Genomic DNA, 26,449 nt, shown 5'->3' with positions numbered 1-26,449 from the left:
CCAGCAGCACTTATGTGTTTCTTATCATTGAGGTGAACATCTTGAAATGAAAAAAAACCAAAACGTTACAATAAAAGGGACGAAAGATGGTCTGACATTGCATCTCGATGATTCCTGTTCATATGGAGAGCTGAAGAAAGAACTTGATAGAAAGCTTTCAGAAAACTCCAGATCGGTTGAAGACCGGCTTCTTTCAGTGAGGGTACAAGTAGGGAACCGTTATCTCACAGAAGTACAGCAGGAAGAGTTGAAGGAGTTAATCAGGCAAAAGAAAAACCTGATTGTTGAGTCTATAAGCTCCAATGTCATTACCAAAGAAGAAGCTGAAAAACAGAAGGAAGAAAACGAAATTGTTTCTGTTGCAAAGGTGATTCGTTCCGGGCAGGTTCTCGAAGTGGCGGGAGACCTGCTTCTTATCGGAGATGTAAATCCCGGGGGCACTGTCATGGCAGGAGGAAACATCTTTATAATGGGGGCGCTAAAAGGCATAGCCCATGCCGGATGCCATGGGAATAAGGAAGCCGTTATAGTTGCTTCGCTTATGAAACCATCCCAATTAAGGATCAGCCATTGTATTAACCGGGCACCTGACAAGGATCAGGATGACGAAAAAAGAGAAATGGAATGTGCTTACATAGATGAAAACGATCAAATAACCGTAGATAGATTACAAGTATTAATGCATCTGAGACCGAATATAACTAGATTGCAAGGGGGAAGCTAGGATGGGAGAAGCGATTGTCATTACGTCCGGAAAAGGCGGGGTCGGAAAAACGACTACATCCGCAAATGTAGGTACTGCTTTGGCCCTTCAGGGGAAAAGAGTGTGCCTGGTGGATACAGACATTGGCCTTCGAAATCTTGATGTGGTGATGGGACTGGAAAATCGCATTATTTATGATCTGGTCGATGTAGTTGAAGGCCGGTGCAAAATTCATCAGGCTGTGGTTAAAGATAAGCGGTTTGAGGATTTGCTGTATTTGCTTCCCGCTGCTCAAACAAGTGACAAGACGGCTGTTACACCAGAACAGATGAAAAAACTGGTTGATGAATTAAAGCAGGATTATGACTATATTGTCATAGATTGCCCTGCCGGAATTGAGCAGGGGTACAAAAATGCTGTTGCCGGTGCAGATAAAGCAATTGTTGTTACCACTCCTGAAGTTTCAGCCGTACGTGATGCTGACCGGATTATCGGCTTGCTTGAAAAAGAGGAAAATGTAGAGGCTCCAAAACTGATAATAAATAGAATTAGAAGCCATATGATGAAAAATGGCGACATGCTCGATGTCGATGAAATAACCGCACATTTGTCGATTGATTTAATTGGAATTGTGGCTGATGATGATGAAGTGATCAAGGCATCCAATCATGGTGAGCCTATTGCTTTAAATCCTAACAGCAAAGCTTCTGTTGCTTACCGTAATATCGCCCGCCGCATACTTGGTGAAGCTGTACCGCTTCAGCCCCTTGAAGAGGAGAATAAAGGTGTCTTTTCAAAGCTAAAAAAGTTTTTTGGTGTTAAATAATTGAAATTTGTAGAACTAAAGCCGGGGAGCCTTCCCCGGTTTATTTTTTTATCTCAGACACCCACTTCAAGTCATACTCTATTTGGACAACTCATAAACTTGTACAAATAGAGCTATATAGAAATGGTGGGGATATTATGAATTCAAGAGCGGATGAAATACGCAAGAGAATTGAGCGGAGAAAAAAGGAGAATGAAAGATTCTCAAAAAAGAGAGACTCAACTGTTCTTTGGACAGAAGATGAAGAGCGGTATGGGTTTAATAAGCTGCCTTCATACGAGAGCAAACTCGATGAGGGAAATCACCCCTTATTTCGCAAGGAACTATTTCTTTTCAAATTGCTTGCTTCTGCCTGTGTTTTTTTATTCGCTGCTATTCTTTTTAAAAATCAGGCTGCGACATTTGATCCTGCAAGAGATTTTGTAAAGGCAGCCATGGAGAAAGATTTTCAATTCGCCGCGGTTTCCGGCTGGTATGAAGAACAATTCGGAAAACCGCTGGCTCTGCTGCCATTTTCAGATGGCCAAAAAGATGAGAAGAACGTTGATGAAAACAGTGAGTATGCATTGCCTGCATCTGCAAAAATCCTGGAAGACTTTAATGATAATGGCCAGAGAATAACAATCGAAACAGGTAAGGAAGCATCCATTGAAGCAATGAGTGAAGGGCTCGTGCGGTTTGCTGGAAAGAAAGATGGTTTCGGAAATACGGTGATTATTCAGCATGGTGATAAAAGTGAGTCCTGGTATGGCAATTTGGCTGAAATTAATGTGAATTTATATCAATATGTTGAAAAAGGAACCGGTTTAGGCACGGCAGGTGACGCTGGTGATGGAGAAAAAGGATCTTTTTATTTCGCGATTAAAAAAGATGATGATTTTATAGATCCGATCCAGGTGATCCCATTTGAATAAAATAACAGGATTAATAAAACATATTCATATTCATCCTTTGTTATGGGCCATAATCGGACTATCTGTCGCGACTGCTCATTTTATGGAATTATGCATGCTGCTCCTGATTATCTTCGTTCATGAAATGGGCCATGCCGCTGCAGCATCCCTTTATTCCTGGAGAATAAAAAAGATTGCCCTCTTGCCATTTGGAGGCGTAGCGGAAATGGATGAACACGGAAACCGGCCGCTGAAAGAGGAGATCGTAGTCATTATAGCAGGGCCGCTTCAGCATATTTGGATGATGGGGGCGGCGCTGTTATTTTATGAGCTCTCTTGGGTGTCTGCTGATATATTACAACTGTTTATTCAGTTCAATTTAATGATACTGATCTTTAATCTGCTCCCTGTATGGCCGTTGGATGGAGGAAAGCTAGTTTTTTTATGGCTTTCTCTTAATCAGGCATTTCCGGAAGCGCACAGAAAAACACTTTTCATTTCGGCTGCGGGTCTAACCAGTTTCATAATAGTAACTTTGCTGACTTCCCCAGTAAACCTGAATATATGGGTAGTCCTCGCTTTTTTGGTGTTTTCGCTATATCATGAATGGAAGCAGAGCCGATTCATATTTATCCGTTTTCTCCTTGAGAGATACTACGGGAAACACAGCGACTTCCGGACATTAAAACCAATCGTTGTCAGAGAAGAAGAATTGGTTATTGACGTTCTGGAAAGATTTCAGCGAGGGTGCAAACACCCAATCATAGTTGAAAAGGACGGGAAAGAGAAGGGTGCTTTAGATGAAAATGAATTACTGCATGCGTGCTTTGCTGAAAAAGTGCTGACCGCTAAAATTGGCGATTTGCTTTATGTTTACTGAAGAGCAAGTTTTTAATAACCTGAATAAATAATGTTTTAAAGTGAGGAAATCGTTTTGGATATGTTAGTTGTCAATTATGCATCAAGAGAGCGCAGATTTGCGCTTTTAAAAGATAAGAGGGTCGAGAAGCTATTTATCGATCAGCCGAAGCAGCGTTCATCAGTGGGGGATATTTACTTGGGCACCGTTGCAAAAGTAATGCCTGGATTGAATGCAGCTTTTGTAGAGATAGGGGAAGATCAAAGCGGATTCCTTCATCGGGACAAACTGGCATCCTATGTTTGTTCTGCTGAAGAACTGCAAGTAAAGGAAAAACGGAGCATCTCTTCTTTTGTCCATCAGGGAGAAAGAATACTTGTTCAAGTTGAAAAGGACGCTGCCGGAACCAAAGGACCGAGATTGTCAGGTCTTATTGAGTTTTCAGGAGATTCGCTGATATATATGCCAAATGGCCGTTATGTTGCTGTATCCAAGAAAATTGAGGATAGTGAAGCAAGGGAAAATTGGCGCCAATTTGGCTATCGTGCTAAAGAAGAGAATGAAGGGCTGATTTTCAGAACATCCTGTGATAACAAGAAAGAAATTGACCTCATAGATGAGCTTGAAAGGCTAAGGCTGGAGTACAGGGACCTTTTAAGGGCAGCAGAAGCAAAGAAAAAACCGGGAAAAGTGTACGAAGCGGATTCTTTTATTGAGGAAATTAAAGAAGAAGCGAAGAAAATGGCTGACGGAGAAATCGCAGTGGACGATTTAACATTGAAGAGTGTGCTCCAAAAACACACCAGCCTCCCAATTCGGCTGCACGCCGGCAAGGAAAATATCTTCTCCGTTTTTAATGTTGAAGCTGAAATTGATAAAGCGCTGAAACGAATTGTATGGCTTGAAAATGGAGCTTATCTTATTTTTGATGAAACAGAAGCTTTAACAGTCATCGATGTAAATACCGGAAAGTTCACCGGTAATCAGGACCGAAGGGATACTGTGTTAAAAACGAACGAGCGGGCGGCCGAAGAAGCTGCAAGACAGATCAGGCTCCGCGATATTGGCGGCATGATCCTAATCGATTTTATCGACATGAAAGAAGCATCGGACCGGAGGCATATCCTCTCCACCATGGAAAATGCGCTGAAAAAAGATGAAAGACGCACTAATCTCGTTGGATTCACCCCGCTTGGAATCCTCCAGATGACCCGAAAAAAAACAAAACCGGCCATTTCAGAATCACTTGCCGAAAGGTGTCAAGTATGCGAAGGCACCGGAAGAGTGCTGAGTGCTGAAACCATTGCCTTCAAGCTCGAAAGAGAACTGTGGGAACATCGCGGCAATGACTATGAAGCTGTCCTGATCGAAACTACTCAAGACACAGCAGCGGTCTTCTCAGGGAAAAATAATACCCATAAAAATCGAATTGAAGGCAGCATTGGCTTAAAGATCATGTTTTCCTATAAGGAAAATTGCAAGCCATTTTATGAAATCAGAAAGTTTGGCAGTGCTAATGAGCTAGGTTAGTTCAAAGCAGGCTGGGTTAACTGCCCCCGCCTGCTTTTTTAGTGCAGTATTTCCCACTTCCCTAATAAAACCATTAGCATTATAATTGTATAGGCACGCAAAAAAGTTATTTTAGGTGCAAACAAAGAGAATCATATAATTCTTATTGACATGATTAATCATTATATGATAGGATTTTCATGTTATGTTTGTAGCGCACCCGTGCTACAACCGCACAGAACAGGTACATAAGCCCGCTTTTCGTGTCGGCGCCTGGGATGGCGAGTCTTAGTCTAAGAGGAGGTGCAGTTCATGTACGCGATTATCGAAACTGGCGGTAAGCAATTACGTGTAGAAGAAGGTCAAGCTATCTACATCGAAAAGCTTAACGCTGAAGCAGGCGAAACAGTTACTTTTGAAAAGGTTCTTTTCGTTGGCGGAGACAGCGTAAAAGTAGGAAGCCCTGTAGTTGAAGGTGCTACTGTTACAGCTAAAGTTGAAAAACAAGGCCGTCAAAAGAAAATCACTGTATTCAAGTACAAAGCAAAGAAAAACTATCGTAAAAAGCAAGGTCATCGTCAGCCTTATACTAAAGTTGTGATTGAAAAAATCAACGCTTAATCAGGCGATTCAGATGATTGAAGTTACGATTATTCGTAAAGATTCCGGAAATATTCATTCGTTTGAAATAAGCGGTCATGCATTCTTCGCAAACAGAGGCAAGGATATCGTCTGTGCAGGCGTATCTGCCGTTTCCATCGGTGCCATTAATGCTGTCCATGCCTTAACCGGCGTGACACCAGAAATCAGCCACGGTGATGGCTTTCTCCGCTGTGTCCTTCCTGATCTTCAGGATGATATGAATGAGAAAGTGCAGCTTCTTCTTGAAGGCATGGTTGTTTCATTGCAGACGATTGAAGAAGACTACGGAAAGTATATAAAGATTACCTTCAAAAAGCAGGAGGTGGAATAAATGCTATTAAAATTAGATCTTCAGTTGTTCGCTTCTAAAAAGGGAGTAGGTTCTACAAAGAACGGCCGTGACTCAATCTCTAAGCGTCTTGGCGCTAAGCGTGCGGACGGACAATTCGTAACTGGCGGCTCAATCCTATACCGTCAGCGCGGTACTAAGATCTACCCAGGTGTAAACGTGGGTAAAGGCGGCGATGACACACTATTCGCGAAAGTTGACGGTGTTGTTAAGTTCGAGCGTCTTGGACGTGACCGCAAGCAAGTGAGCGTATATCCTGCAGCTCAAGAGGCGTAAGCCTTTTCGAGAAAACCCTAGCCCACAAGGTTAGGGTTTTCTTTTTTTGGCAAAAAAATCCGCCAGTGCACTTCACATTTTATCTAATGAATTTATAGCTGCAGAAGACAGGCAGCTCTTCTTCGCATAAGCAATATTTTCTTATTTAACATAAATTTGCTTACTGGACTTATGTTTTTTGATATACTTACAGCAAGCACAGTCTTCTGACAGCCTAATAACCATACAGGAGTGCAAATATGGATAAAGACTGGAATATGATTGAAGTGCTGCGTCATGCCCGGCATGACTGGCTGAACAAAATACAATTAATTAAAGGCAACCTTTCCCTTAACAAGGTAGACAGGGCTAAGGAAATCATAGATGAAATCGTGGTGGAAGCACAGCAGGAAGCAAGACTTTCTAATTTAAACCTTCCTGCGTTTGCTTCGCTTTTATTGACTTATAATTGGGAGAACCACTACTTTCAGCTTGAATATGAGGTGCTCGATGATACCATTCCCGGCAGATTGGATGATTTTGTCCTTTCTGAGTGGACAGGCTCTTTTTTTGCCATTTTGGATTCATCAGTAAAGCCTTACCATGATAATCATTTATCTGTATCCATCAGGCATGAAAAAGAAGGGGCTCGTTTCTTTTTTGATTTTAGCGGAATACTAACAGATATCGATAAATTAGATCAGTTCTTCAAAAAGAAGAACGATGACATAATCGCTTCTGTTCAGGAATTAGCTGAAGAGGAGCTTGCACTGGAGTTATTTGTGCCATTCATTGCGAATGGCAGAGAGTGATTTCCGCTGAAGAAAGCAATACTAAGTGTGAAACTCTGCAGGCTGGAGCATTTCTTAAGTGTAAGAGTGGATCCAGTCAGTGCCGGTAATTTGGCTGAATGCCAGACAAATGGGACATACTGCAGACGGGAGGAATAATATATGTTTGTCGATCAAGTCAAAGTTTATGTTAAAGGCGGAGACGGGGGCAACGGAATGGTTGCTTTCCGCCGTGAAAAATATGTGCCGAACGGAGGCCCTGCCGGCGGAGATGGCGGTAAGGGTGCCAATGTTGTTTTTGAAGTGAATGAGGGATTGCGCACGTTAATGGATTTCCGTTATCAGCGCCATTTTAAAGCTCCCCGCGGTGAGCATGGCATGTCTAAGAATCAGCATGGAAGAAATGCGAAAGACATGATTGTAAAGGTGCCGCCGGGAACAGTTGTATCAGATGCCGAGTCAGGGGAAGTAATCGCAGATTTGACGGAGCACGGGCAAAGAGCTGTTATAGCCCGCGGAGGACGCGGAGGCAGAGGGAATACCCGCTTTGCCACACCGGCTAATCCTGCTCCAGAATTGTCCGAACATGGCGAACCGGGCCAGGAAAGAGATGTTGTGCTGGAGCTCAAGCTTTTAGCTGATGTTGGTTTAGTCGGTTTCCCAAGCGTCGGTAAATCCACGCTCCTGTCGGTTGTATCATCAGCAAGACCGAAGATTGCGGAATACCATTTTACGACGATTGTTCCCAATCTGGGAATGGTTGAGACTGAAGACGGCCGCAGCTTTGTCATGGCAGACTTGCCTGGATTAATTGAGGGTGCCCATTCGGGAGTTGGCCTGGGACATCAATTTTTACGGCATATTGAGAGAACAAGAGTTATTGTTCATGTTATCGATATGGCTGCTGTTGAAGGCAGGGATCCTTTTGAAGACTATCTAACCATCAATAAAGAATTAAAAGAGTATAACCTTCGACTCACTGAAAGGCCTCAAGTCATTGTGGCCAATAAAATGGACATGCCTGATACAGAGGAAAATCTTAAGAAATTTAAAGAACAGATTGAAGAAGATTATCCGATTTTCCCAATATCAGCTTTAACAAGAAAAGGGTTAAGGGACCTATTATTTGCCGTTGCAGATAAGCTTGAAGAAACACCTGAATTTCCACTGTCACATGAAGAAGAAGAAGACACTGGTGTGCACCGCGTTCTTTACAAGCATGAGGCTGAACAGACCGAATTTGTCATTACTAGAGATCCTGCAGGAGTGTTCGTCGTATCAGGCGATGCTATTGAGAAGCTCTTTAAGATGACTGATTTCTCAAGAGATGAATCTGTACGCAGGTTTGCCAGACAGCTGCGCGGAATGGGTGTGGATGATGCTCTTCGTGAAAAAGGAGCAAAAGACGGTGATACCGTTAAGCTGCTTGATTATGAATTCGAGTTTATTGACTAACCTTCTCGATTGACGGGGTGGAGAAATGAGAAAAGATAGATTCGATAAGAAATTTTATTTGGTTCGCGAAGATGTTTTGCCTGAAGCGATGAAGAAAACATTGGATGCGAAGGAAATGATCGAAAGGGGAAAAGCCGAATCGGTTTGGGATGCTGTCCAAAAAGTAGATTTGAGCAGAAGTGCCTTTTATAAATATAGAGACACTGTGTTCCCTTTCCATACTGTTGTTAAAGAGCGGCTGATCACTTTATTCTTTCATTTGGAAGACAGGTCAGGGACTTTATCACATTTATTGGGCGTTGTAGCTTCATCGGGGTGCAATGTCCTAACCATACACCAGACCATTCCACTTCAGGGAAGGGCAAATGTCACGCTTTCCCTGAATGTAACTGAAATGGGCATCGAGATTGAGGAGCTCTTGGCAAGGCTTCGAAAATTGGAATTTGTAGAAAAAGTAGAGGTGCTGGGAACGGGTGCGTGAGAAAATGCGCTTTGTACCCTGCCCTTTTTTAGTTTTTTATTTTGTAAATTACATACATATGTTAAAGTAGTAAAGTATAAAGATAATTTTCAGTGATTTAAGATAAGTCTGACGAAAAAGGAGGTAATTACCGTGAAGATAGGATTTTTGGGCCCGAAAGCCACCTTTACAGATATTGCTGCGAGGAGTTTATTCCCGAATGAGACAGCCGTTGCCTACCCAACGATACCTGCTTGTTTTGATGCATTAAATGAGAATGAAATAGAGCTGGCGGTAGTTCCTCTTGAAAACGCATTGGAAGGCTCAGTGAATATTACATTGGACTATTTAATCCACGAAGTTGATTTTCCTATTATCGGGGAACTGACAGCTCCAATTCGCCAGCATTTTATGGTCCACCCAGATCATGTTAAGGAATGGAATAAAACTGATGCAGTCTATAGCCATTCCCATGCTATTGCACAATGCCATAAATTTCTGCATAAAGAGCTGAAAGGAATCCCTTGTGAAAGCACTACTTCAACTGCAGCAGCTGCTCAATATGTAAGAGAAAATCCGGACTTGCGGGCGGGCGCCATAGCTAATGAATTAGCGGCAGAAGTGTATGGACTGGCGATCGTAAAAGAGGATATCCATGATTTTGATTTTAACCATACCAAATTCATAGTTTTATCCAATAAAGAGCTGTCAATCAATGAAGACCGCAAAGAGTTTGCCGGGCACAAGACGACAGTTATGGTGACGCTGCCGGCTGACCGGTCAGGGGCACTTCATCAAGTACTTTCGGCATTTGCCTGGAGGAAGCTCAATTTGACTAAGATTGAATCAAGGCCGATGAAAACAGGGTTGGGAAATTATTTCTTTATCATTGACGTTGATATGAAGCAGGATGATGTCCTTATCCCCGGTGCAGTTGCCGAATTGGAAGCATTGGGATGCAGCGTTAAAGTTTTGGGGAGCTATCCATATTTTCAGCTTCGCAATAAAAATACCAAAGTTCTTCAGGATTAAAAAAAAGAAAAGGATCCGGTGAAAATATATCCGGATCCTTATCTTATTTGAAAATAAAAAAGAATAACTCTATTCCTGGTCAATAAGAAATCCAGCTTCCTTTAATAATTTCTCAGCTTCATCGAGCTTCCGTTCTGAGGCTGCAGAAAGAGTATGAAGATGAATGCCATCTGTCAGTTCTGATAAGAAGGAAGCTTTTGTGGCTTTAATTTTATCCATGAATTGCTTGACTTCCTGACGGGTTGATACCATAACCGAAGCAGTTAAGTCACCATAAACAGGATGTTCAATTCTTACATCTTTTACTGTAACCCCATGATCGACAAGCAGATTCAATTCTTCTTCAGTCCTCGCAGGGTCATGATGGCAGGCAATGACCCGCTCGGCTGCTGTTGCAGGAGAAGCCTGATGAAGATACATATAACCTTGGCTCGTGGCAATGATTGGCTCTTTTCTTGCCTTTAGAAGGGTGATATCCCCAACAATCACCTGTCTGCTTACATTTGTTTTTGCTGCAAGGTCGCCCCCTGTAATGGGCTGTCCGCTTTCTTTAAGAAGCTGAAGCAGAAAGTTCCTCCGCTCCTCTCCGAGCACCTTTTTTTGTTCCTTCATTTTTCCTCACCCTTATAATCCGATAATGTCTCATTCTAACATAAGAAACGGCAGATGATAAAAGATTAGAGCGGTACGAGTTCCCGGGCCATTTCTGCCAGCTTTTCCCCCAGTGACTTTGCATCCTCAACAGCAGTATTCCACCCGAAGGAAATCCGGATAAATTCCTTGCCTTTTTTTTCTGGAACCCCCAGGGCCTCCATCGTTTTAGAAACAGTTTTCATGCCAGTACTGCATGCGCTTCCTGTAGATACGGCATAGCCGTGTCTGTTGCATTCAAGCATGATATATTGCCCTTCTACCCCTTTTAGCCGAAGCCCCAATGTAGATGGAAGCTGGTGAGATTCTGCAAAATCGTATAACACAAATTTCTCCTGTAAAGACTCAAGCTCCTTCAGCAGTGCTTCACGCATTGTTTTGAAATGGCTGTTATGTCTGTTTAAATTTACATAAGCTTTCTGAGCAGCCACTGTCATTCCTGCAATTCCCGGGAGGTTCACGGTGCCTGGCCTGAAACCTTTTTCATGGGATACGCCTGGTAAGAAGGAGCTCCACCGCCTGCCGGGTTTAAGGTAAACCCCTCCAACCCCTTTTGGCCCGTAAAATTTATGGGCAGAAAAGGACAGGCTATCAACAAAGCGGGTAATTTCTTTTAAGTCTGATTTGCCGAAAGTATGGACACAATCACTATGCAGCAATATTTGTCTTTGCCTGCAAAGCTGACTGATCTCAAGGACAGGCTGCAATGTGCCGATTTCGGGATTTCCATGCTGTATGGTAATTAAGACGGTATCATCCCTGATGGCCGAACTTAATTTTTTTAGGTCAATACGCCCATCCGCTCCAAAAGGGATTTCAGTAATTTCATAGCCTTTTTCAAGGCGTAATTTCTCTAAAACACTATGAATAGAAGAGTGTTCAGCCATTCCCGCTATAATATGTTTTCCCGATGTTTCAGAGCCAGACAGCAAGGCAAATATTGCGAGTAAATTGCTTTCTGTACCTCCGCTGGTAAAGTAGATTCCTTCACTCTCAACTCCTAAAATTACTGCCAATTCTCTCCGGCAATTTTCAAGTAGACCCTCTGCTGCGCTCCCGGTATCATGAAGGCTGCGGGAGTTGCCAAAGTATTCAGCTGAGGCTTTTATATAGGCATCTGCCGCTTCCGGATCGAGCGGACATGATGCTGCATAATCGAAATATTTCATGTTCTCACCTGCTCTCTCTTTTTAAATAAAACCTTCGAAAAGCACAGAAGTTCCTCTTAAACTATGAAAACCTCTTGTCATAATTCTAAATCTGTGTAAATATAGGTGTCAAGACACCTGTAAAAACAGGAGGTAAAAAATAATGAATGCCGACGTTTTGATTATAGGAAGCGGGGTAGCCGCTTTGCAGTTGGCAAAGAAGCTGCGACAGGACTTGAATGTGATTATTCTCACAAAGTCAACCATAAAAAATGGAAACTCATATATGGCACAGGGCGGCATTGCGGCTGCCATGGGAGTAAATGATCACCCATCAAAGCACTACATGGATACACTCGAAGCAGGAAGGTTTCATAATGATTGTGATGCAGTGCTGTCCCTGACCAGTGAAGCACCCTCTCTGATAAAAGAGCTTAATCAAGAGGGATGCCGGTTTGATATGAATTCTGAAGGAGCAATTGCGTTAGGCAGGGAAGGAGCTCATTCAGAAAACAGAATTGTTCATGGAGGCGGGGACAGTACTGGAAAAACAGTCATTGATTTTATGCTCTCAAAGAAAAACCAAAACGTTCGAATCATGGAAAATGTTCTCGTGTTTGAACTGCTGATAAATGACATGGACGGCAGTTGTATAGGGGTAAAAGGAAAAGATTCCAATGGTGTAATTCATGGATTCTTTTCGTCTCATGTTGTGCTTGCAACAGGGGGATGCGGCCAGCTATATGAATATACATCCAATGCCGATACCGTGACAGGAGATGGCATTGCTTTAGCGTACAGAGCAGGTGCGGAGATTGCGGATATGGAGTTCATCCAATTTCATCCCACCCTTCTCTATAAAGACAGAAAAGCATTGGGGCTAATCTCTGAAGCTGTCAGGGGAGAGGGAGGCAGGCTCATTACGGAAGACGGGAAACCATTAATGGCAGGACTTCATCCACAGGGAGATTTAGCGCCAAGACATGTTGTATCACAGGCAATTTTTCATTCTCTAGAGGGAGGAAAAGCTGTATTCCTGGATATCTCCTCAATTGAAAACTTTAAATCCAGGTTTCCGACGATAACAAAAATCTGTGAACAAAACGGAGTAGATTTAAGCACTGGGAAAATTCCAGTCTCGCCCGGAAGCCACTTTCTAATGGGAGGAATTAAAACTGATTTATTTGGCCGCACCAGTATTCCAGGCCTGTATGCGATTGGTGAATCTGCATGCACAGGAGTACATGGCGCTAACCGGCTTGCAAGCAATTCTCTTCTGGAAGGTTTATATGTGGGCAAAAGGCTTGCAGAGTGGCTTAATGAACAGCCGTCAAGCAGACCTGCAAAAGAACTGATATTTTCCGAGGCAATTAGTTGTCTAACCAAAGAAAGTTTGCCTTCAATTGAAGAAATTAAAATGAGAATGATGAAAAATGCAGGGATTATCAAAACAAAAGAAGGGCTTTTAGATCAGCTTGCCTGGCTTAAAGGCTGCAAAATTAAAGAATGGATTAAAGCAGAATTAGATGACCTTTCAATAGAAGAAGTAACACGGGCTTTCATGCTTATCACAGCCTATCTGATAACAGATTCTGCATTAAGGAGGACAGAGAGCCGGGGTGGTCATTTCCGGCAGGATTATCCTTTCGAAAGTCATGAATGGCTTGGAAAAAGAATTATTCAATCCCGAAAATCTGAAAAGGATGGTAAACATGAACAAATTAAAGCTGCGATTGCAACTTGAACAGTTTTTTCTCGAGGATATCGGTGACCGCGACCTGACAAGCGGACTTATTTTTGGTGAGAATCAGACAGGAAAGGTCGTTTTCCTGGCAAAAGACAATGGCATTTTTTGCGGAGAAGAAATAATCAGGTCAGGATATAAGGTGCTGAACCCAGCGGCTGAAGTCAATATAAAAGTAAAGGATGGAGAGTGGATTGAGAAAGGTCAAGTCCTTGCTGCAGCTACTGGTCCTGTATCCGATTTATTAAACGGTGAAAGAGTGATCTTAAATCTGCTCCAGAGAATGAGCGGTATTGCCACAAAAACTAATGAGGCTGTCCGGGTCTTAAATAGTTCACATACGAAAATCTGCGATACAAGAAAAACTACTCCTGGCCTTAGAATGCTTGAAAAATATGCAGTCAGATGCGGAGGGGGATTTAATCATCGATATGGCCTCTATGATGCAGTCATGATTAAAGATAACCATATTTCTTTTGCAGGCTCAATTTCGGAAGCTGTGGAAGAAGTGCGGTCAAAAATTGGGCATATGGTAAAAGTTGAAGTCGAAACGGAAACAAAAGATCAGGTCCTTGAAGCAGTTAAGGCAGGTGCAGATGTAATCATGTTTGACAATAGGAGCCCTGAAGAAATTAAAGAGTGGATCAGGAGCGTGCCAAAGGGGATCCTGACTGAAGCTTCCGGCGGAATCACGCTGGATAACCTGTCAGCATACAGCGATACAGGAGTGGACTTTATTTCACTGGGTTTTCTTACACATTCTGTGAAATCACTTGATATAAGTGTGAAGGTTACTATTGAATAAATTGGCAAAGGGGTATGGAGGAAATGAATATTTTTCAGACAGCAGAAAAACAAACAAATATTCTTCCGGAAAAATATCGAATGATGGCTATAAAGGAACTGGAGGATCGAGCAAGAGAAATAAAAGATAAGCTGGGAAATAAGCTGTTCATACCGGGTCATCATTATCAGAAGGATGAGGTCATCCAGTTTGCGGATGCTACTGGTGATTCACTAAAGCTTGCCCAGCTTTCACAGGAAAATTCAGAGGCTGAATATATTGTGTTTTGCGGAGTTCACTTTATGGCTGAAACGGCAGATATTTTAACAGGATCTGATCAAAAGGTGCTATTGCCTGATATGCGCGCAGGCTGCTCCATGGCCGATATGGCTGATATCAGCCAAACAGAAAGAGCCTGGACGAAGCTGCATACCATGTTTGGCGATACAATGCTTCCTTTAACATACGTAAACTCTACTGCGGCCATCAAGGCTTTTGTAGGCCGTCATGGAGGAGCAACAGTTACTTCTTCGAATGCTGAAAAAATGGTGAGCTGGGCGTTTGAGCAGAAGACGAGAATTGTATTTCTGCCTGACCAGCATCTTGGTAGAAATACGGCTTATAACCTGGGAATTAGGCTTGAGGAAATGGCTGTATGGAATCCCATTACGGATCAGCTTGAATATGAAGGGCCGCTTGAGGAAATTAAAGTAATTCTTTGGAAAGGTCATTGTTCTGTTCATGAAAACTTTACTGTTGAAAACATCAAAGAAGTTCGCGAACAATATCCGGAAATGAAGGTCATTGTCCATCCGGAATGCAGAAGGGAAGTCGTGGAACTATCCGATATGGCCGGGTCAACCAATTATATTATAGATGCAATCGCCCATTCAGAACCTGGGTCTGAATGGGCGATTGGTACAGAGATGAATTTGGTTAAAAGGATTATCAACCAGCATTCAGATAAAAAAATCATCTCACTTAACCCTCATATGTGTCCTTGCCTGACCATGAACCGGATCGATTTACCGCACCTTGTTTGGTGTCTTGAAGCAATCGAGCAGGGCGAAAGCCAAAATTTAATTCAGGTTGAAGAACAAACAGCAGCATTTGCTAAATTGGCATTAAATAGGATGCTCGAACGTCCATGAGCGTCTGCATAAGGTTTGCCGGTCTCTAAATCAGCGGAAATTACGCGCAGTATTCAGAAACAGTCAGAGTGAACTTAGGCTAATAAAAAAATTCTCCCCGCCGGGAGGATTTTTTTATTGCCTTGCTGACCTTTGCTGTTACTAGGATTAGAAGAAACGCTGATTCATAATTCCTGGGAAAAATGCATATCTTTTTGTGTAGATTGTTAGCAATTTGCCCATTTCTTCATACACTATATGGACTCATCGCGATTAACGGGCACTAATCTGCACCTTTCAAATAAATGGATGAAATGCCCGTAAATGCCCGATTGGTTCTACTAGCCATCACTGATGGAAGTATCACCTTACGCATAGGAGGGAATTCAGAGTGAAAATCCATATCGTACAGAAAGGGGATACTCTTTGGAAGATTGCCAAAAAGTACGGCGTGAATTTTGAAGAGCTGAAAAAGATGAATACACAGCTCAGCAACCCTGATATGATTATGCCCGGTATGAAAATAAAAGTTCCTGCAAGCGGGGGCTCAATAAAAAAAGAGGCTCCTATTGGAGGAAAACCGGAAGCAAAAATAAATTTGGGTGCCAAAAAGGAAATGCCAAAAGCAGAACAACCTTTTGCCAAAGAGAAACCTATTACCATGCCATCAGCTGAAGCACCTAAGGGGAAGCCGGTAAAAGAAGCACCGAAAAAGGAAATGCCAAAAGTAACGGCGCCAAAAGTTGAAATCCCGAAAGAAATGCCAAAACCTGCACCAAAAGAAGTTCCCAAAAAACCTTATACGCCAAAAATGCCAAAGCCTATTATGCCTGAAATTGATATAAATAATTATTATATGATGAATATTCAGCAGTCGGCTCCGCAGCAAAAGCCACTTCCAGCAAAAGAGGTTAAACCGCAGCAGCAAAAGCCGCTTCCGGCAAAAGAGGTAAAAGCGAAGGAAAAACCAGTGAAGCCTGCAGAAACAAAACCACAGCAAAAACCACTGCCTATATCAGAATCTAAGCCACAGCCCCAGCTCCCGCCTAAACCAGTCAATATCCTTCCGCAGGTTAAGCCGGCTTCGAATCAAGAAAGCCCTGAATCGCCGGAAAGCGAATCATCTTTATATACACATCAAGGAGGTCAATATCAGCCAATGTTTCCTTTTAACCCATGTTACCCGCAAATGCCTTATCCTCAAGTACAGGGAGCGATGATGCCGCAGATGCCGCACCAGATGCCACACCAGGTACAGGGAGCGATGATGCCGCAGATGCCGCATCAGATGCCACACCAGGTTCAGGGGGCGATGATGCCGCAAATGCCGCACCAGATGCCGCAGGTACAGGGAGCCATGATGCCGGAGCATCAAATGCCTCATATGGGTATGATGGCTGGAGTTGAAAGTCCGGATTATGATGAATCTTCGCCTTTCATGCCAATGGCTCAAATGCCGTCAGGTGTGATGGGGGCCGAAGATATGGGACAGCAGATGCCGCATCAAGTGCAAGGGGCAATGATGCCGCAGATGCCGCATCAGATGCCACAGGTACAGGGAGCAATGATGCCTCAGATGCCGCATCAGATGCCACAGGTACAGGGAGCAATGATGCCTCAGATGCCGCATCAGATGCCACAGGTACAGGGAGCAATGATGCCGCAGATGCCGCATCAAATGCCATCCGGAGTGATGGGTGCAGAAGACATGGGAATGCAAATGCCGCATCAGATGCCGCAGGTGCAGGGAATGGAGGAATCTCCAGGGATGTCTCAAAAGCCATTAATGCCTGGTTCAGTAATGGGTGCTTCCAATGATTGCGGATGTGGAGGACCGCAATTTGCTCCGGGAGGCTACGGTCCGGGACCAGGACACGGTCCAGGGCAGGCATATGGTCCGGGATTCGGCTATGGCCCAGGACCAGGATTCGGTCCAGGTTTTGGCCCAATGGGCGGAGAGGCATTTGGAATGCCAAGAAGCTTTGACGAAAGCAGTGAATACGACGGTTAATCATGGAGGAGACGATTTAGTTCAAAATCGTCTCTTCTCCTATTTGCAAGATCAGCTGCCCTTTAAAATTGAAGAGTTAAAGCCGATCAGAAAGAAGGTTTATTTACTCAGGACGCAGGAACGGGCCTTTATATTGAAAGGATTCTCATCCTATCATCGGCTAAAGCTTCAGGAGGCATTTACATCATCATTAATGAATGAAGGATTTGCAAAAACATATATTTTTTATGAGGTTGCGAAAGAACCTCCTTTGTTTTTTGACCGGACATATTTTGGGTGTATGGAGTACATTCCGCCTTCGGAAGAAGTGTTCACCTATTTTTTGAAGAGTGACCGTTTGGAAGGACTGAATTTGCTGAAGAATTTCCACGATACTACAGAGAAGCTTGTAAGCCGTTACCAAACAGTTGTGCCTGCATATCGGCAGGCAGACAAGTGGAGAGAAAGAGCGACCCTATTCCTTAATAATCTCCCTGTAATAAGATATTTTGTCCAAAAAGAAATTATTAATGAATTATTAGCCTGGGCAGATTGGTCCTTAAAAGGCATTGAAGAGGAAGCCTGGTTTTTTCAATCCGGTAGGAAGGTTATTCTGCACGGTGATGTAGCACATCATAATTTTCTCAGAGCAAAAAATCAATCTTTATATTTACTTGATTTTGACCTGATAGCAATAGGCACTCCTTATTCCGATTACCTTCAGTATGCAAATCGCATCCTCCCATTAATGAGATGGTCATTTGACGATTTGGGAAAATATCCAATGTTCAAATCCAATCTTGAAGAAAAGGCTTTTCTTCATGCATTGGCATTTCCAACTGATATATTCAGGGAATGGAACCGTGTAATAAGGGATAGGACATATCTTGATTCTGTAAAGATTCGTCCTGTTTTGGATTTAACTGTAGGACAGTTTGCTGAGAGACAGCGTTTTATTAAAGCTCTTAAATATGCTGCCAATGAGAAAAACAAATAATGCACAAAAAAATTGGACGTAAATGGACAGAATGAAAGCCTTCTTTCGCTCACAAGCTAAGAAAGAGCAGAAATGCTCAGGGCTTGTAATATTAGCGAGGGGGTTTTTCGCTTGCACAAGAAATTAATTGCAGTGCCGATGGCTGCCATCATGACGATGGGATTGGCAGGATGCGGAACGAATGAAGATGCATCTGTTGATCGTAAGAATGAAATTGGTCAGCCTATGGGGTATTATTCAAATGAAAATCACGGAAACCGCGGTGGAAATGTCCGGGTCGAAGATGGTACAGATAATGATGGGCCTCTGACAGAAATGATGGATCATACTCTGGGCGGAGAGGGAAAAAATAACGGCTACAACCGAATGGACAATAATGCAAGAAGAGTCAGAAATGAAAATACAGGAAACCCTACTGTTCCTCTTGCTGACAGGGATCGCAGCTTTATCCGGAGAGATAATCGTTTTAGCCATAGCGATGCAAATTATCATGGGCATCTCGATGACAATACACGACAAGCCAAAAATTCTTATTATCAGGCTTATGAGGGTGAGCTTGCTGAAAAAATTGGCGACGTTGCAGCTTCAGTTCCAAACGTTGAAGATGTCAGGTCTGTTACTTATGGAAGCGATGTTTTGATTGCTGTAGATTTAGATGATTATGATAAGGAAGAACAGACGAAAAAAGCGATTCATGAAGCTGTTCAGCCATATTTGCGCGGGAGATCTGCCACGGTGGTAACAGACGAAGGAACGTTTAGCCGTTTAAGAAACATTGATAACAATCTTCGGGATGGCGGACCGCGGGAGCAAATTGATTGGGATTTAAAAAGTTTGTTCCGCAGGGAAAAATAAAGAATTAGCAAAGAGGGCAAAGCTGCTGGGCTTTGCCCCTTTTTACATAATTAAATTATTTCAGGATAAACATGAAAATATTGGTGACACTACTTATAAAGATCTGGGATTACAGGCTCAGGCGGATGGTGCAGAAGTTACTATTTAATCGAGGTGATCGATCATGAGAACCATATGGGGCTTGCTATTAATAGTAGCTGCTTCCTTTTATCCCTTCTTCCAGACAGATGCATTCAACTTTTTATCTATGGATACTTCTATATATGCTGAGGCAGCAGAAAAACACATTGAAGGTCCGCTTAAGATGGAAGTCATTTTGGAGAGAGAATATATGGATGGGGAAGTGAGCCAGGAAACGATAGAGGAAACCATATGGACCCTTGAAGATTTCTGGTCTAAATATGAGCAATGGCAGCTTGTTGATATGGATATAGATTATATGGTGTTCCGCATGAAAATGGATGATATATCGCCATTATTAAAAGCAAATGGGTACTTCGGTGTAACTGAGGACGGCACATTAACCATTTTCAATGGAAGGCCGCAAAAAACAAATATCATTCAGTCTTTCTTTCAAATCGATTTAGGGAAATTAGAAAGCACAAAATGTGAAGAATTAAAAAAAGGAATCCCCATTGTAACAAAAGATCGATATGTGGAAGTTCTGGAGACATTTAAAAGCTATACTGCCGGTGAAAAGCAAGCGAATTGAATTAGCTGTGAAGCATGCAAGGGAATCGAATTCTCTTGCATGTTTCTATTTTTAATGAACTCCAAATAATCATTTGTAATGTTACTTATTTTTTGATAGCTTATACTTATGTAACATTAGTTGCAGGAGGGAATCTTGTGGAATATGTTGATCCTATCAAGGACATCAAAAGCATAAATAAAATTAAAGAGATATTAAGACAGCAGTCACAGCGGGATCTTTTGCTTTTTGTATTAGGCATAAATACAGGCATAAGGGTAAGTGATTTGCTATCTCTGAAAATTAGTGATGTTTGGGATGGGAAGGAGATAAGAGAGTTTATTTATTTGAACGATCTCAACAGCAATGAAAATAATGCATTTTATTTAAATAACAGCGTGAAAAAAGAACTGAAAAAATATTTTTCTCAGCATGATTTCTCCGAATGTGATTATATTTTCAAATCCAAAAAGAATAACCAGCCCATTACCCGCCAGCAGGCCTATCGAATCATTAATAATGCTGCAAAGGAAGCTGGAATTCCCGGGAAAATTGGAACACATACACTTCGAAAAACATTTGGCTATCATGCATATAGAAAAGGAATTGCCATTTCAATCATTATGTCCATTTATAATCATCACTCTTCCGCTGAAACCCTGCGCTATCTTGGCATTGAAAAAGGCGGGAAGCAATTGATAAAAGTGGACGTTAATTTATAGAATGAGTTAAAGGGATTGGCTGATTTAGGGCGTACTGCATCGTGCAGACTTCAGCCGCAGCTGTCCCCGCCTCCTTCAGCGTTTTATTCTTCGTGCCTAAATATAATATGGTACAATGAGGTACAGTTAAATCAGAGGAGAGAAAGGCATTGTTTGAATTTGTAAGAGGCAAGCTGGATTTTATCGGACCGGAATATGTGGTTATTGAAAACAATGGTATTGGCTATCAGATATTAACGCCAAATCCATTTAGCTATACCCCGGAGTTCGGGCAGGAGGTCAGGATATTCACGTATCATTATGTACGGGAAGATATTATGGCATTGTACGGCTTTCAGACTCGGGAGGAGAAGACTCTGTTTACCAAGCTGCTGAATGTTACCGGCATTGGGCCGAAGGGAGCTCTTGCAATTCTTGCTTCGGGTGAACCGGAACAGGTGGTGCAGGCGATTGAAAATGAAGATGAAGCATTCCTCGTTAAGTTTCCTGGAGTCGGAAAGAAAACAGCGAGACAAATGATTCTTGATCTTAAAGGGAAGCTGCCGGATATTGTACCTGACTTTTTCCCTAATCTGTTTTCACCGGATAAACTTCAGGATGAAAGCGGGCCTGCGGGGGACCTGGAAGAAGCTTTGCTTGCATTAAAAGTGCTGGGATACTCAGATAAGGAACTGAAAAAGATTACGCCGGAACTGAAGAAGGAAAAGCTTACAACGGACCAATACATAAAGAAGGCTCTGCAAAAGCTTTTAAAACTATAATTTATTGGAAGAGTCCGATTCATTTAAGCTGATATTAAGAAGGTGATTATGTATGGAAGAGCGGATAATATCCGGTGAAGCCGGTCTTCAGGATCTTTCATTCGAACAGAGTCTGCGCCCGCAGACACTAAAGCAGTATATTGGACAGGATAAAGTAAAGGAGAACCTCGAGATCTTTATCAAAGCTGCGAGAATACGCGAGGAGACCTTAGATCATGTCCTTCTATATGGACCGCCTGGATTGGGGAAAACTACACTGGCTGCCATTATTGCCAATGAAATGGGCGTAAATATCAGAACCACTGCAGGCCCCGCCATTGAAAGGCCTGGTGATTTGGCGGCGATCCTGACGGCTTTGGAACCGGGTGATGTCCTGTTTATTGATGAAATTCATCGCTTGCCGCGTTCGATTGAAGAAGTTCTTTATCCGGCAATGGAGGACTTTTGTCTGGATATTGTAATCGGAAAAGGGCCAAGTGCCAGATCAGTCAGACTGGATTTGCCACCTTTTACACTGGTTGGCGCGACTACAAGGGCAGGGTCGTTATCGGCTCCGTTAAGGGACCGTTTTGGAGTTCTCAGCAGACTTGAATACTACTCAGAAGAGCAGCTGACGGATATTGTTGTCCGCACAGCTGAGGTTCTTGATACAGGTATAGATATACAAGCCGCTATTGAGGTGGCCAGAAGGTCAAGAGGCACGCCTAGAATTGCAAACAGGCTCCTCCGGAGAGTCCGGGATTTTGCCCAGGTCAAAGCAGATGGCCGGATTGATGAAACGCTGGCCAGGGAAGCTTTGGAGCTTTTGCAGGTTGACCGTTTAGGCCTTGACCATATTGACCATAAATTATTAAGAGGGATTATAGAAAAATTCCGCGGCGGACCTGTTGGCCTTGAAACAATTGCAGCAACCATTGGAGAAGAAGCGCACACGATTGAAGATGTTTATGAACCATATTTATTGCAGATTGGGTTTCTTCAGCGGACACCAAGAGGAAGAATTGTAACGGACCTGGTGTACCGCCATTTTCAGATGGAGGTGCCTGCTGATTGAGCGGCATATCAAAGTGGCTGATGGTCATTGGTGCCATCATTTTTGCCATCGGATTTATAAGCCAGTTTATTAATATTGGCAAGCTGCCGGGGGATATAGTGATCAAGAAAGGCAATACGACATTTTATTTTCCAGTCGTTACATCGATTTTGATCAGTGTTATCCTTTCTGCCATCTTTTATTTTATTGGCAGGTTCCGGTAGTCTATATGAATAACAGAGGGTGACATCATGAAAGTAGATTGGTTTGATTTTCATTTGCCTGAGGAATTAATTGCACAAACGCCTTTGGCTGATCGGACAAGCAGCAGGCTAATGGTCCTCGATAAAAAAACCGGAAATATTCAGCATAGTGTTTTTAAAGATATTAAGAATAATCTCAAAGCTGGAGATTGTCTTGTGCTGAACGACACAAAGGTCCTTCCTGCCAGGCTGTTTGGAGAAAAAACAGGCACTGGTGCGAAAATAGAGGTGCTTCTTCTCAAACAGCTTGAAGGGGATGTATGGGAAACGCTGGTCAAGCCAGCCAAGAGAGTGAAAGAAGGGACAGAGATAACGTTTGGAAACGGCAATTTGACTGCTGTTTGCACTGGAGTTTCAGATCATGGCGGCAGGGTACTGGAGTTTAAGTATGACGGGATATTCTATGAGGTGCTGGAGCAATTGGGAGAAATGCCATTGCCTCCTTATATTAAGGAGCAGCTAGATGATCGTGACCGTTATCAGACTGTATTTGCCCGGGAGCGCGGTTCTGCTGCAGCTCCAACAGCAGGCCTTCATTTTACTGAACAGCTCCTTGAAGAGATTAAGGAAATGGGTGTGCATATTGCTTTTATTACTCTGCACGTTGGTCTGGGAACTTTCAGGCCGGTGAGTGTGGAGGATTTGAATAAGCATGAAATGCACGCTGAATTTTACCAGGTAACAGAAGGAACTGCACGGCTATTGAATGAAGTGCGTGAGCAGGGAGGAAGAATTATCAGTGTGGGGACTACATCCACGAGAACTTTAGAAACCATTGCTTCCATGCATAATGGCCGATTTGAGGAAGCAAGCGGCTGGACAGATATTTTCATTTATCCAGGCTATGAATTTAAAGCGATTGATGGCATGATTACGAATTTTCATCTGCCTAAATCGACCTTGATTATGCTTGTAAGTGCACTGGCAGGCCGTGAGAACGTTCTGAATGCCTATAATCAGGCGGTGGAGGAACGTTATCGATTCTTCAGCTTTGGAGATGCTATGCTCATTATTTAATAAATAGGTTATCTCTGAACTTCGATAACTGTCTAGCTCCGAGCGCCGATAAGCGGGCGCTCTGCGCTTTAAATGGAAGGAGAACTGAAACTTGACTGCAATTCGTTATGAATTAATTAAAACATGTAAGCAAACTGGTGCCCGTCTGGGACGGGTCCATACGCCGCATGGATCTTTTGAAACCCCTGTGTTCATGCCCGTGGGAACACTCGCTACAGTAAAAACCATGTCTCCGGAAGAATTAGTGGAAATGGGAGCTGGCATAATTCTGAGCAATACTTATCACCTGTGGCTTCGACCGGGTCATGAAATCGTGGAAGAAGCAGGCGGGCTGCATAAGTTTATGAATTGGGATCGGGCCATTTTGACAGATTCCGGCGGGTTTCAAGTGTTCAGCCTTAGTGAATTCCGTAAGATTGAAGAAGAAGGCGTTCATTTCAGAAATCACTTAAATGGCGACAAGCTATTTTTATCACCTGAAAAAGCAATGGATATTCAAAATTCGCTTGGTTCAGATATTATGATGGCATTTGATGAATGCCCTCCTTATCCAGCCTCCTTCGACTATATGAAGAAGTCAGTAGAGCGGACTTCCCGCTGGGCTGAGCGCTGCTTACAAGCACACAAACGCCCGAATGATCAGGGACTCTTCGGAATTATACAGGGCGGAGAATATGAGGAGCTGCGCAAACAAAGCGCGAGAGACTTAACTTCTCTTGATTTCCCAGGGTATGCTGTTGGCGGTTTATCTGTGGGCGAGCCTAAAGATGTAATGAACCGTGTGCTTGAATTCACAACACCGCTTATGCCGTCTGATAAGCCAAGATACCTTATGGGAGTAGGATCTCCGGATTCTCTGATTGATGGTTCAATCAGAGGGATTGATATGTTTGACTGTGTTCTTCCTACAAGGATTGCCAGAAACGGTACATTGATGACAAGTAATGGCCGACTGGTTGTTAAGAATGCAAAATTTGCAAGAGATTTTGGCCCTATTGATGAGAATTGCGATTGCTATACATGCCGAAATTACAGCCGTGCTTACATCAGGCATTTGATCCGCTGTGACGAAACATTTGGAATCAGGCTTACAACTTACCATAATCTATATTTTCTGCTAAAATTAATGGAACAGGTAAGACAGGCGATCAGAGATGATCGTTTGGGTGACTTTAGAGAAGAGTTTTTCGAAAGGTATGGATTCAATAAGCCTAACGCGAAGAACTTTTAATAAAAAAAGAGAGTTCATTTAAGGAGCAGCTCTTCCTTAAAGTCAGACAATCTTTGAAAGGGGGGAAAACTATGGAGCTTTTAGGAACATTAGGACCATTATTGCTGATGTTTGTTTTATTCTATTTCCTGTTAATTCGTCCGCAGCAGAAACGCCAAAAGGCGGTTCAGCAAATGCAGAGTGATTTGAAAAAGGGAGATAAGGTTGTTACAATCGGCGGCCTTCATGGATTCGTTGATGCCATCGACGAAGACAAAGTGGTTATTAAATGTGGTGACGGAAGCCGTCTTACATACGATCGTGCAGCGATCCGCGAAGTAACGCAGGCAACTGGCGATGCATTAGCAAAATCTTAATATCAAAAAAAGAAGGTCCTGAATTTCAGGACCTTCTTTTTTAAGCTGTTCTTCTGTTGTTGAGATTTACTCCCAATATACCGCCCATCATCGCTGTCAGCGTGAAACAGGTGTGGTATATCATTTGCTCCATATCAAATAAACTGTCATGTCCCAAATATTGAAATAGAAAAATAACAATTGAGTAAATTAGGCCGGTCAAGCCTCCAAGCAGCCAGCCTTTTTGCTTCCCTTTACCTCCGGATATGAACCCGCCCGCAAAAAGAGAAACAAACGAAACAGCAGTAATAATATACTGCAGGGAAGACTCCTGCAGCGAGGTAAACCGCAGCAGCAGTGAAAAAACGAGACTGCCCGCTACAGCAATGGCAAAAATGGCGATAATTCCATAAAGTACGGCGCTCCCGAAGTTCTTTGACTCTTCTATATTGATCCTCTCCCTTCTGAATCAGTAAATAGGAACAGCTTTTACCCAGAGGCTATTCAGCTTAATCCTTAGTACAAGCATATTCACACAATGAAAAAATAGAATCGAAAATGTTCAAAGAAAAAATCTGATAAAATCATAAAAGTTCCAATATGCGGCAGGATATAAAGGATTGCATCAAAAGGAGTGCTGTAAAAGTGGAAGAATATCTAATCATTGTAGGAAGAACATTATTTCTCTATGCAGTCATTCTTCTCATTTTTAGACTAATGGGCAAAAGAGAAATTGGTGAATTAAGCATCCTGGATTTAGTCGTCTATATCATGATTGCTGAACTTGCAGTAGTGGCGATTGAAACTCCGGATTCAGAAATCTTAAAGAATGTGCTGCCGATGCTCCTTTTGATGGTTGTGCAGATTGTGCTGGCCCTATTTTCCCTGAAGAGCAAAACGTTCAGGGATGTCGTTGATGGCAAACCGACCATTATTATTAATAAAGGAAAAATTGATGAAAATGCCATGCGGAAACAGCGGTATAACTTTGATGACCTGCTCCTGCAGTTAAGAGAAAAAGATATTGCCAAAATCTCTGATGTTGAATTTGCCATCCTTGAATCTTCCGGTACTTTATCAGTGTTTGAAAAAAAGGACAGCAAAGAGGGGGGGATTACGATCCCTCTAATTATAGATGGCACAATTCAGAAAACTAATTTGGAAACGATAAATAAAAGTGACTTTTGGCTGCGTCAGGAGCTTAGAAAAGAGGGGTATAAAGAGTTATCCAATATATCATTCTGCAGCTATGAAAATGGCCAATTTTATGTAGATCTGCTTGACGAAAGGAAATAAATAATGGTCAGCTCAAGATATGCCAGT

General features: G+C 42.7%; 30 protein-coding genes and 1 other annotated feature. Of the genes, 27 read left to right on the top strand and 3 right to left on the bottom strand.

From position 1 onward, the window contains the following. Nucleotides 1–46: 46 nt before the first annotated feature. From minC to pheA, 12 genes are all read left to right on the top strand, one after another. Nucleotides 47–724, top strand: a complete 678-nt coding sequence (minC, locus tag JI665_RS09370; protein WP_206838933.1) for a septum site-determining protein MinC — start codon at nucleotides 47–49, stop codon at nucleotides 722–724. Between the two features lies 1 nt (nucleotide 725). Continuing rightward, entirely contained in the window at nucleotides 726–1,529 is an 804-nt protein-coding gene (minD, locus tag JI665_RS09365) for a septum site-determining protein MinD (protein ID WP_206838931.1), read from the top strand. 137 nt (nucleotides 1,530–1,666) lie between these two features. Next, the gene (locus tag JI665_RS09360; RefSeq protein WP_206838930.1) at nucleotides 1,667–2,443 is read left to right on the top strand and encodes a M23 family metallopeptidase; all 777 of its coding nucleotides are present in this window, start codon (nucleotides 1,667–1,669) and stop codon (nucleotides 2,441–2,443) included. Beyond that, nucleotides 2,436–3,302 (top strand): M50 family metallopeptidase, encoded by an 867-nt coding sequence (locus JI665_RS09355; RefSeq protein WP_206838929.1) that lies wholly within the window; start codon nucleotides 2,436–2,438, stop codon nucleotides 3,300–3,302. Before JI665_RS09360 ends, JI665_RS09355 begins: the two co-directional genes overlap by 8 nt. A 60-nt stretch (nucleotides 3,303–3,362) precedes the next feature. Continuing rightward, the gene (locus tag JI665_RS09350) at nucleotides 3,363–4,811 is read left to right on the top strand and encodes an Rne/Rng family ribonuclease (protein ID WP_206839311.1); all 1,449 of its coding nucleotides are present in this window, start codon (nucleotides 3,363–3,365) and stop codon (nucleotides 4,809–4,811) included. A 198-nt stretch (nucleotides 4,812–5,009) separates the two neighbouring features. Then, nucleotides 5,010–5,089: a sequence feature (ribosomal protein L21 leader region), on the top strand. Between the two features lie 13 nt (nucleotides 5,090–5,102). Continuing rightward, nucleotides 5,103–5,411, top strand: coding sequence for a 50S ribosomal protein L21 (rplU, locus tag JI665_RS09345; RefSeq protein WP_035331309.1), 309 nt, complete (start codon nucleotides 5,103–5,105; stop codon nucleotides 5,409–5,411). Between the two features lie 13 nt (nucleotides 5,412–5,424). After that, nucleotides 5,425–5,763 carry a ribosomal-processing cysteine protease Prp gene (locus JI665_RS09340; protein ID WP_206838928.1) on the top strand — a complete coding sequence of 113 codons (339 nt, stop codon included), beginning with the start codon at nucleotides 5,425–5,427 and terminating at the stop codon, nucleotides 5,761–5,763. Next, a complete protein-coding gene (rpmA, locus tag JI665_RS09335; protein WP_009333115.1) occupies nucleotides 5,764–6,057 on the top strand; it encodes a 50S ribosomal protein L27 in 294 nt (97 codons plus the stop codon). It abuts the gene before it with no gap. A gap of 239 nt (nucleotides 6,058–6,296) precedes the next feature. After that, nucleotides 6,297–6,848, top strand: coding sequence for a sporulation initiation phosphotransferase B (locus JI665_RS09330; protein ID WP_206838927.1), 552 nt, complete (start codon nucleotides 6,297–6,299; stop codon nucleotides 6,846–6,848). A gap of 141 nt (nucleotides 6,849–6,989) precedes the next feature. Continuing rightward, the gene (gene obgE, locus JI665_RS09325; protein ID WP_206838926.1) at nucleotides 6,990–8,282 is read left to right on the top strand and encodes a GTPase ObgE; all 1,293 of its coding nucleotides are present in this window, start codon (nucleotides 6,990–6,992) and stop codon (nucleotides 8,280–8,282) included. 25 nt (nucleotides 8,283–8,307) lie between these two features. Further along, nucleotides 8,308–8,763, top strand: coding sequence for an ACT domain-containing protein (locus tag JI665_RS09320; RefSeq protein WP_053434259.1), 456 nt, complete (start codon nucleotides 8,308–8,310; stop codon nucleotides 8,761–8,763). A 132-nt stretch (nucleotides 8,764–8,895) separates the two neighbouring features. Continuing rightward, nucleotides 8,896–9,774 (top strand): prephenate dehydratase, encoded by an 879-nt coding sequence (gene pheA / locus JI665_RS09315; protein ID WP_206838925.1) that lies wholly within the window; start codon nucleotides 8,896–8,898, stop codon nucleotides 9,772–9,774. 69 nt (nucleotides 9,775–9,843) lie between these two features. Here the strand turns inward: pheA and JI665_RS09310 are convergent, their stop codons facing one another. Then, nucleotides 9,844–10,386: a transcription repressor NadR gene (locus JI665_RS09310; protein WP_206838924.1), complete on the bottom strand. Its 543-nt coding sequence runs from the start codon at nucleotides 10,384–10,386 to the stop codon at nucleotides 9,844–9,846. A 65-nt stretch (nucleotides 10,387–10,451) separates the two neighbouring features. Then, complete coding sequence (locus JI665_RS09305) at nucleotides 10,452–11,594, bottom strand: IscS subfamily cysteine desulfurase (protein WP_206838923.1); 1,143 nt, start codon at nucleotides 11,592–11,594, stop codon at nucleotides 10,452–10,454. A 142-nt stretch (nucleotides 11,595–11,736) separates the two neighbouring features. Between JI665_RS09305 and nadB the strand changes: the two genes are divergently transcribed. From nadB to yajC, 14 genes are all read left to right on the top strand, one after another. Then, nucleotides 11,737–13,317: an L-aspartate oxidase gene (nadB, locus tag JI665_RS09300; protein WP_206838921.1), complete on the top strand. Its 1,581-nt coding sequence runs from the start codon at nucleotides 11,737–11,739 to the stop codon at nucleotides 13,315–13,317. Continuing rightward, complete coding sequence (gene nadC, locus JI665_RS09295; RefSeq protein WP_206838920.1) at nucleotides 13,286–14,122, top strand: carboxylating nicotinate-nucleotide diphosphorylase; 837 nt, start codon at nucleotides 13,286–13,288, stop codon at nucleotides 14,120–14,122. The genes nadB and nadC overlap by 32 nt, the downstream gene beginning before the upstream one ends. A 23-nt stretch (nucleotides 14,123–14,145) precedes the next feature. After that, nucleotides 14,146–15,252 (top strand): quinolinate synthase NadA, encoded by a 1,107-nt coding sequence (gene nadA / locus JI665_RS09290; protein WP_206838919.1) that lies wholly within the window; start codon nucleotides 14,146–14,148, stop codon nucleotides 15,250–15,252. Nucleotides 15,253–15,622: 370 nt separating this feature from the next. After that, the gene (safA, locus tag JI665_RS09285) at nucleotides 15,623–17,242 is read left to right on the top strand and encodes a SafA/ExsA family spore coat assembly protein (protein WP_206838918.1); all 1,620 of its coding nucleotides are present in this window, start codon (nucleotides 15,623–15,625) and stop codon (nucleotides 17,240–17,242) included. Beyond that, nucleotides 17,196–18,218 (top strand): phosphotransferase, encoded by a 1,023-nt coding sequence (locus JI665_RS09280; protein WP_244671132.1) that lies wholly within the window; start codon nucleotides 17,196–17,198, stop codon nucleotides 18,216–18,218. Before safA ends, JI665_RS09280 begins: the two co-directional genes overlap by 47 nt. 111 nt (nucleotides 18,219–18,329) lie before the next feature. Further along, the gene (locus tag JI665_RS09275) at nucleotides 18,330–19,073 is read left to right on the top strand and encodes a YhcN/YlaJ family sporulation lipoprotein (protein ID WP_206838917.1); all 744 of its coding nucleotides are present in this window, start codon (nucleotides 18,330–18,332) and stop codon (nucleotides 19,071–19,073) included. Between the two features lie 163 nt (nucleotides 19,074–19,236). Further along, nucleotides 19,237–19,785 (top strand): intercompartmental signaling factor BofC, encoded by a 549-nt coding sequence (locus JI665_RS09270; protein ID WP_206838916.1) that lies wholly within the window; start codon nucleotides 19,237–19,239, stop codon nucleotides 19,783–19,785. A gap of 137 nt (nucleotides 19,786–19,922) precedes the next feature. Next, nucleotides 19,923–20,486, top strand: coding sequence for a tyrosine-type recombinase/integrase (locus tag JI665_RS09265; RefSeq protein WP_206838915.1), 564 nt, complete (start codon nucleotides 19,923–19,925; stop codon nucleotides 20,484–20,486). Nucleotides 20,487–20,635: 149 nt separating this feature from the next. Further along, on the top strand, nucleotides 20,636–21,247 hold the full coding sequence (gene ruvA / locus JI665_RS09260) for a Holliday junction branch migration protein RuvA (protein ID WP_206838914.1): 612 nt from the start codon (nucleotides 20,636–20,638) through the stop codon (nucleotides 21,245–21,247). 52 nt (nucleotides 21,248–21,299) lie between these two features. Next, a complete protein-coding gene (gene ruvB / locus JI665_RS09255) occupies nucleotides 21,300–22,301 on the top strand; it encodes a Holliday junction branch migration DNA helicase RuvB (RefSeq protein ID WP_206838912.1) in 1,002 nt (333 codons plus the stop codon). Then, the gene (locus JI665_RS09250) at nucleotides 22,298–22,504 is read left to right on the top strand and encodes a DUF2905 domain-containing protein (protein WP_206838910.1); all 207 of its coding nucleotides are present in this window, start codon (nucleotides 22,298–22,300) and stop codon (nucleotides 22,502–22,504) included. Before ruvB ends, JI665_RS09250 begins: the two co-directional genes overlap by 4 nt. A 27-nt stretch (nucleotides 22,505–22,531) precedes the next feature. After that, nucleotides 22,532–23,560, top strand: coding sequence for a tRNA preQ1(34) S-adenosylmethionine ribosyltransferase-isomerase QueA (gene queA, locus JI665_RS09245; RefSeq protein WP_206838908.1), 1,029 nt, complete (start codon nucleotides 22,532–22,534; stop codon nucleotides 23,558–23,560). A gap of 91 nt (nucleotides 23,561–23,651) precedes the next feature. Beyond that, complete coding sequence (gene tgt, locus JI665_RS09240) at nucleotides 23,652–24,791, top strand: tRNA guanosine(34) transglycosylase Tgt (protein ID WP_206838907.1); 1,140 nt, start codon at nucleotides 23,652–23,654, stop codon at nucleotides 24,789–24,791. Between the two features lie 71 nt (nucleotides 24,792–24,862). Then, nucleotides 24,863–25,147, top strand: a complete 285-nt coding sequence (gene yajC, locus JI665_RS09235; protein WP_009333093.1) for a preprotein translocase subunit YajC — start codon at nucleotides 24,863–24,865, stop codon at nucleotides 25,145–25,147. 40 nt (nucleotides 25,148–25,187) lie between these two features. Here the strand turns inward: yajC and JI665_RS09230 are convergent, their stop codons facing one another. Further along, on the bottom strand, nucleotides 25,188–25,574 hold the full coding sequence (locus JI665_RS09230; protein WP_206839308.1) for a TIGR04086 family membrane protein: 387 nt from the start codon (nucleotides 25,572–25,574) through the stop codon (nucleotides 25,188–25,190). A gap of 197 nt (nucleotides 25,575–25,771) precedes the next feature. On the opposite strand from JI665_RS09230, the gene JI665_RS09225 reads away from it, so the two are divergent. Continuing rightward, a complete protein-coding gene (locus tag JI665_RS09225; protein ID WP_206838906.1) occupies nucleotides 25,772–26,422 on the top strand; it encodes a DUF421 domain-containing protein in 651 nt (216 codons plus the stop codon). The last annotated feature ends 27 nt before the right edge of the window (nucleotides 26,423–26,449 follow it).

The organism is Bacillus sp. NTK034 (assembly GCF_017303275.1).
GTDB lineage: Bacteria > Bacillota > Bacilli > Bacillales > Cytobacillaceae > Cytobacillus.
This window is presented reverse-complemented; position numbering and strand designations above follow the sequence as displayed.

What these genes read in the sequence shown, in the direction of transcription:
- minC (WP_206838933.1), top strand. Translation starts at nt 47, where the DNA reads ATGAAAAAAAACCAAAACGTTACAATAAAAGGGACGAAAGATGGTCTG.
- minD (WP_206838931.1), top strand. Translation starts at nt 726, where the DNA reads ATGGGAGAAGCGATTGTCATTACGTCCGGAAAAGGCGGGGTCGGAAAA.
- JI665_RS09360 (WP_206838930.1), top strand. Translation starts at nt 1,667, where the DNA reads ATGAATTCAAGAGCGGATGAAATACGCAAGAGAATTGAGCGGAGAAAA.
- JI665_RS09350 (WP_206839311.1), top strand. Translation starts at nt 3,363, where the DNA reads ATGTTAGTTGTCAATTATGCATCAAGAGAGCGCAGATTTGCGCTTTTA.
- rplU (WP_035331309.1), top strand. Translation starts at nt 5,103, where the DNA reads ATGTACGCGATTATCGAAACTGGCGGTAAGCAATTACGTGTAGAAGAA.
- JI665_RS09340 (WP_206838928.1), top strand. Translation starts at nt 5,425, where the DNA reads ATGATTGAAGTTACGATTATTCGTAAAGATTCCGGAAATATTCATTCG.
- rpmA (WP_009333115.1), top strand. Translation starts at nt 5,764, where the DNA reads ATGCTATTAAAATTAGATCTTCAGTTGTTCGCTTCTAAAAAGGGAGTA.
- JI665_RS09330 (WP_206838927.1), top strand. Translation starts at nt 6,297, where the DNA reads ATGGATAAAGACTGGAATATGATTGAAGTGCTGCGTCATGCCCGGCAT.
- obgE (WP_206838926.1), top strand. Translation starts at nt 6,990, where the DNA reads ATGTTTGTCGATCAAGTCAAAGTTTATGTTAAAGGCGGAGACGGGGGC.
- JI665_RS09320 (WP_053434259.1), top strand. Translation starts at nt 8,308, where the DNA reads ATGAGAAAAGATAGATTCGATAAGAAATTTTATTTGGTTCGCGAAGAT.
- JI665_RS09310 (WP_206838924.1), bottom strand. Translation starts at nt 10,386, where the DNA reads ATGAAGGAACAAAAAAAGGTGCTCGGAGAGGAGCGGAGGAACTTTCTG.
- JI665_RS09305 (WP_206838923.1), bottom strand. Translation starts at nt 11,594, where the DNA reads ATGAAATATTTCGATTATGCAGCATCATGTCCGCTCGATCCGGAAGCG.
- nadB (WP_206838921.1), top strand. Translation starts at nt 11,737, where the DNA reads ATGAATGCCGACGTTTTGATTATAGGAAGCGGGGTAGCCGCTTTGCAG.
- nadC (WP_206838920.1), top strand. Translation starts at nt 13,286, where the DNA reads ATGAACAAATTAAAGCTGCGATTGCAACTTGAACAGTTTTTTCTCGAG.
- nadA (WP_206838919.1), top strand. Translation starts at nt 14,146, where the DNA reads ATGAATATTTTTCAGACAGCAGAAAAACAAACAAATATTCTTCCGGAA.
- JI665_RS09270 (WP_206838916.1), top strand. Translation starts at nt 19,237, where the DNA reads ATGAGAACCATATGGGGCTTGCTATTAATAGTAGCTGCTTCCTTTTAT.
- ruvB (WP_206838912.1), top strand. Translation starts at nt 21,300, where the DNA reads ATGGAAGAGCGGATAATATCCGGTGAAGCCGGTCTTCAGGATCTTTCA.
- queA (WP_206838908.1), top strand. Translation starts at nt 22,532, where the DNA reads ATGAAAGTAGATTGGTTTGATTTTCATTTGCCTGAGGAATTAATTGCA.
- yajC (WP_009333093.1), top strand. Translation starts at nt 24,863, where the DNA reads ATGGAGCTTTTAGGAACATTAGGACCATTATTGCTGATGTTTGTTTTA.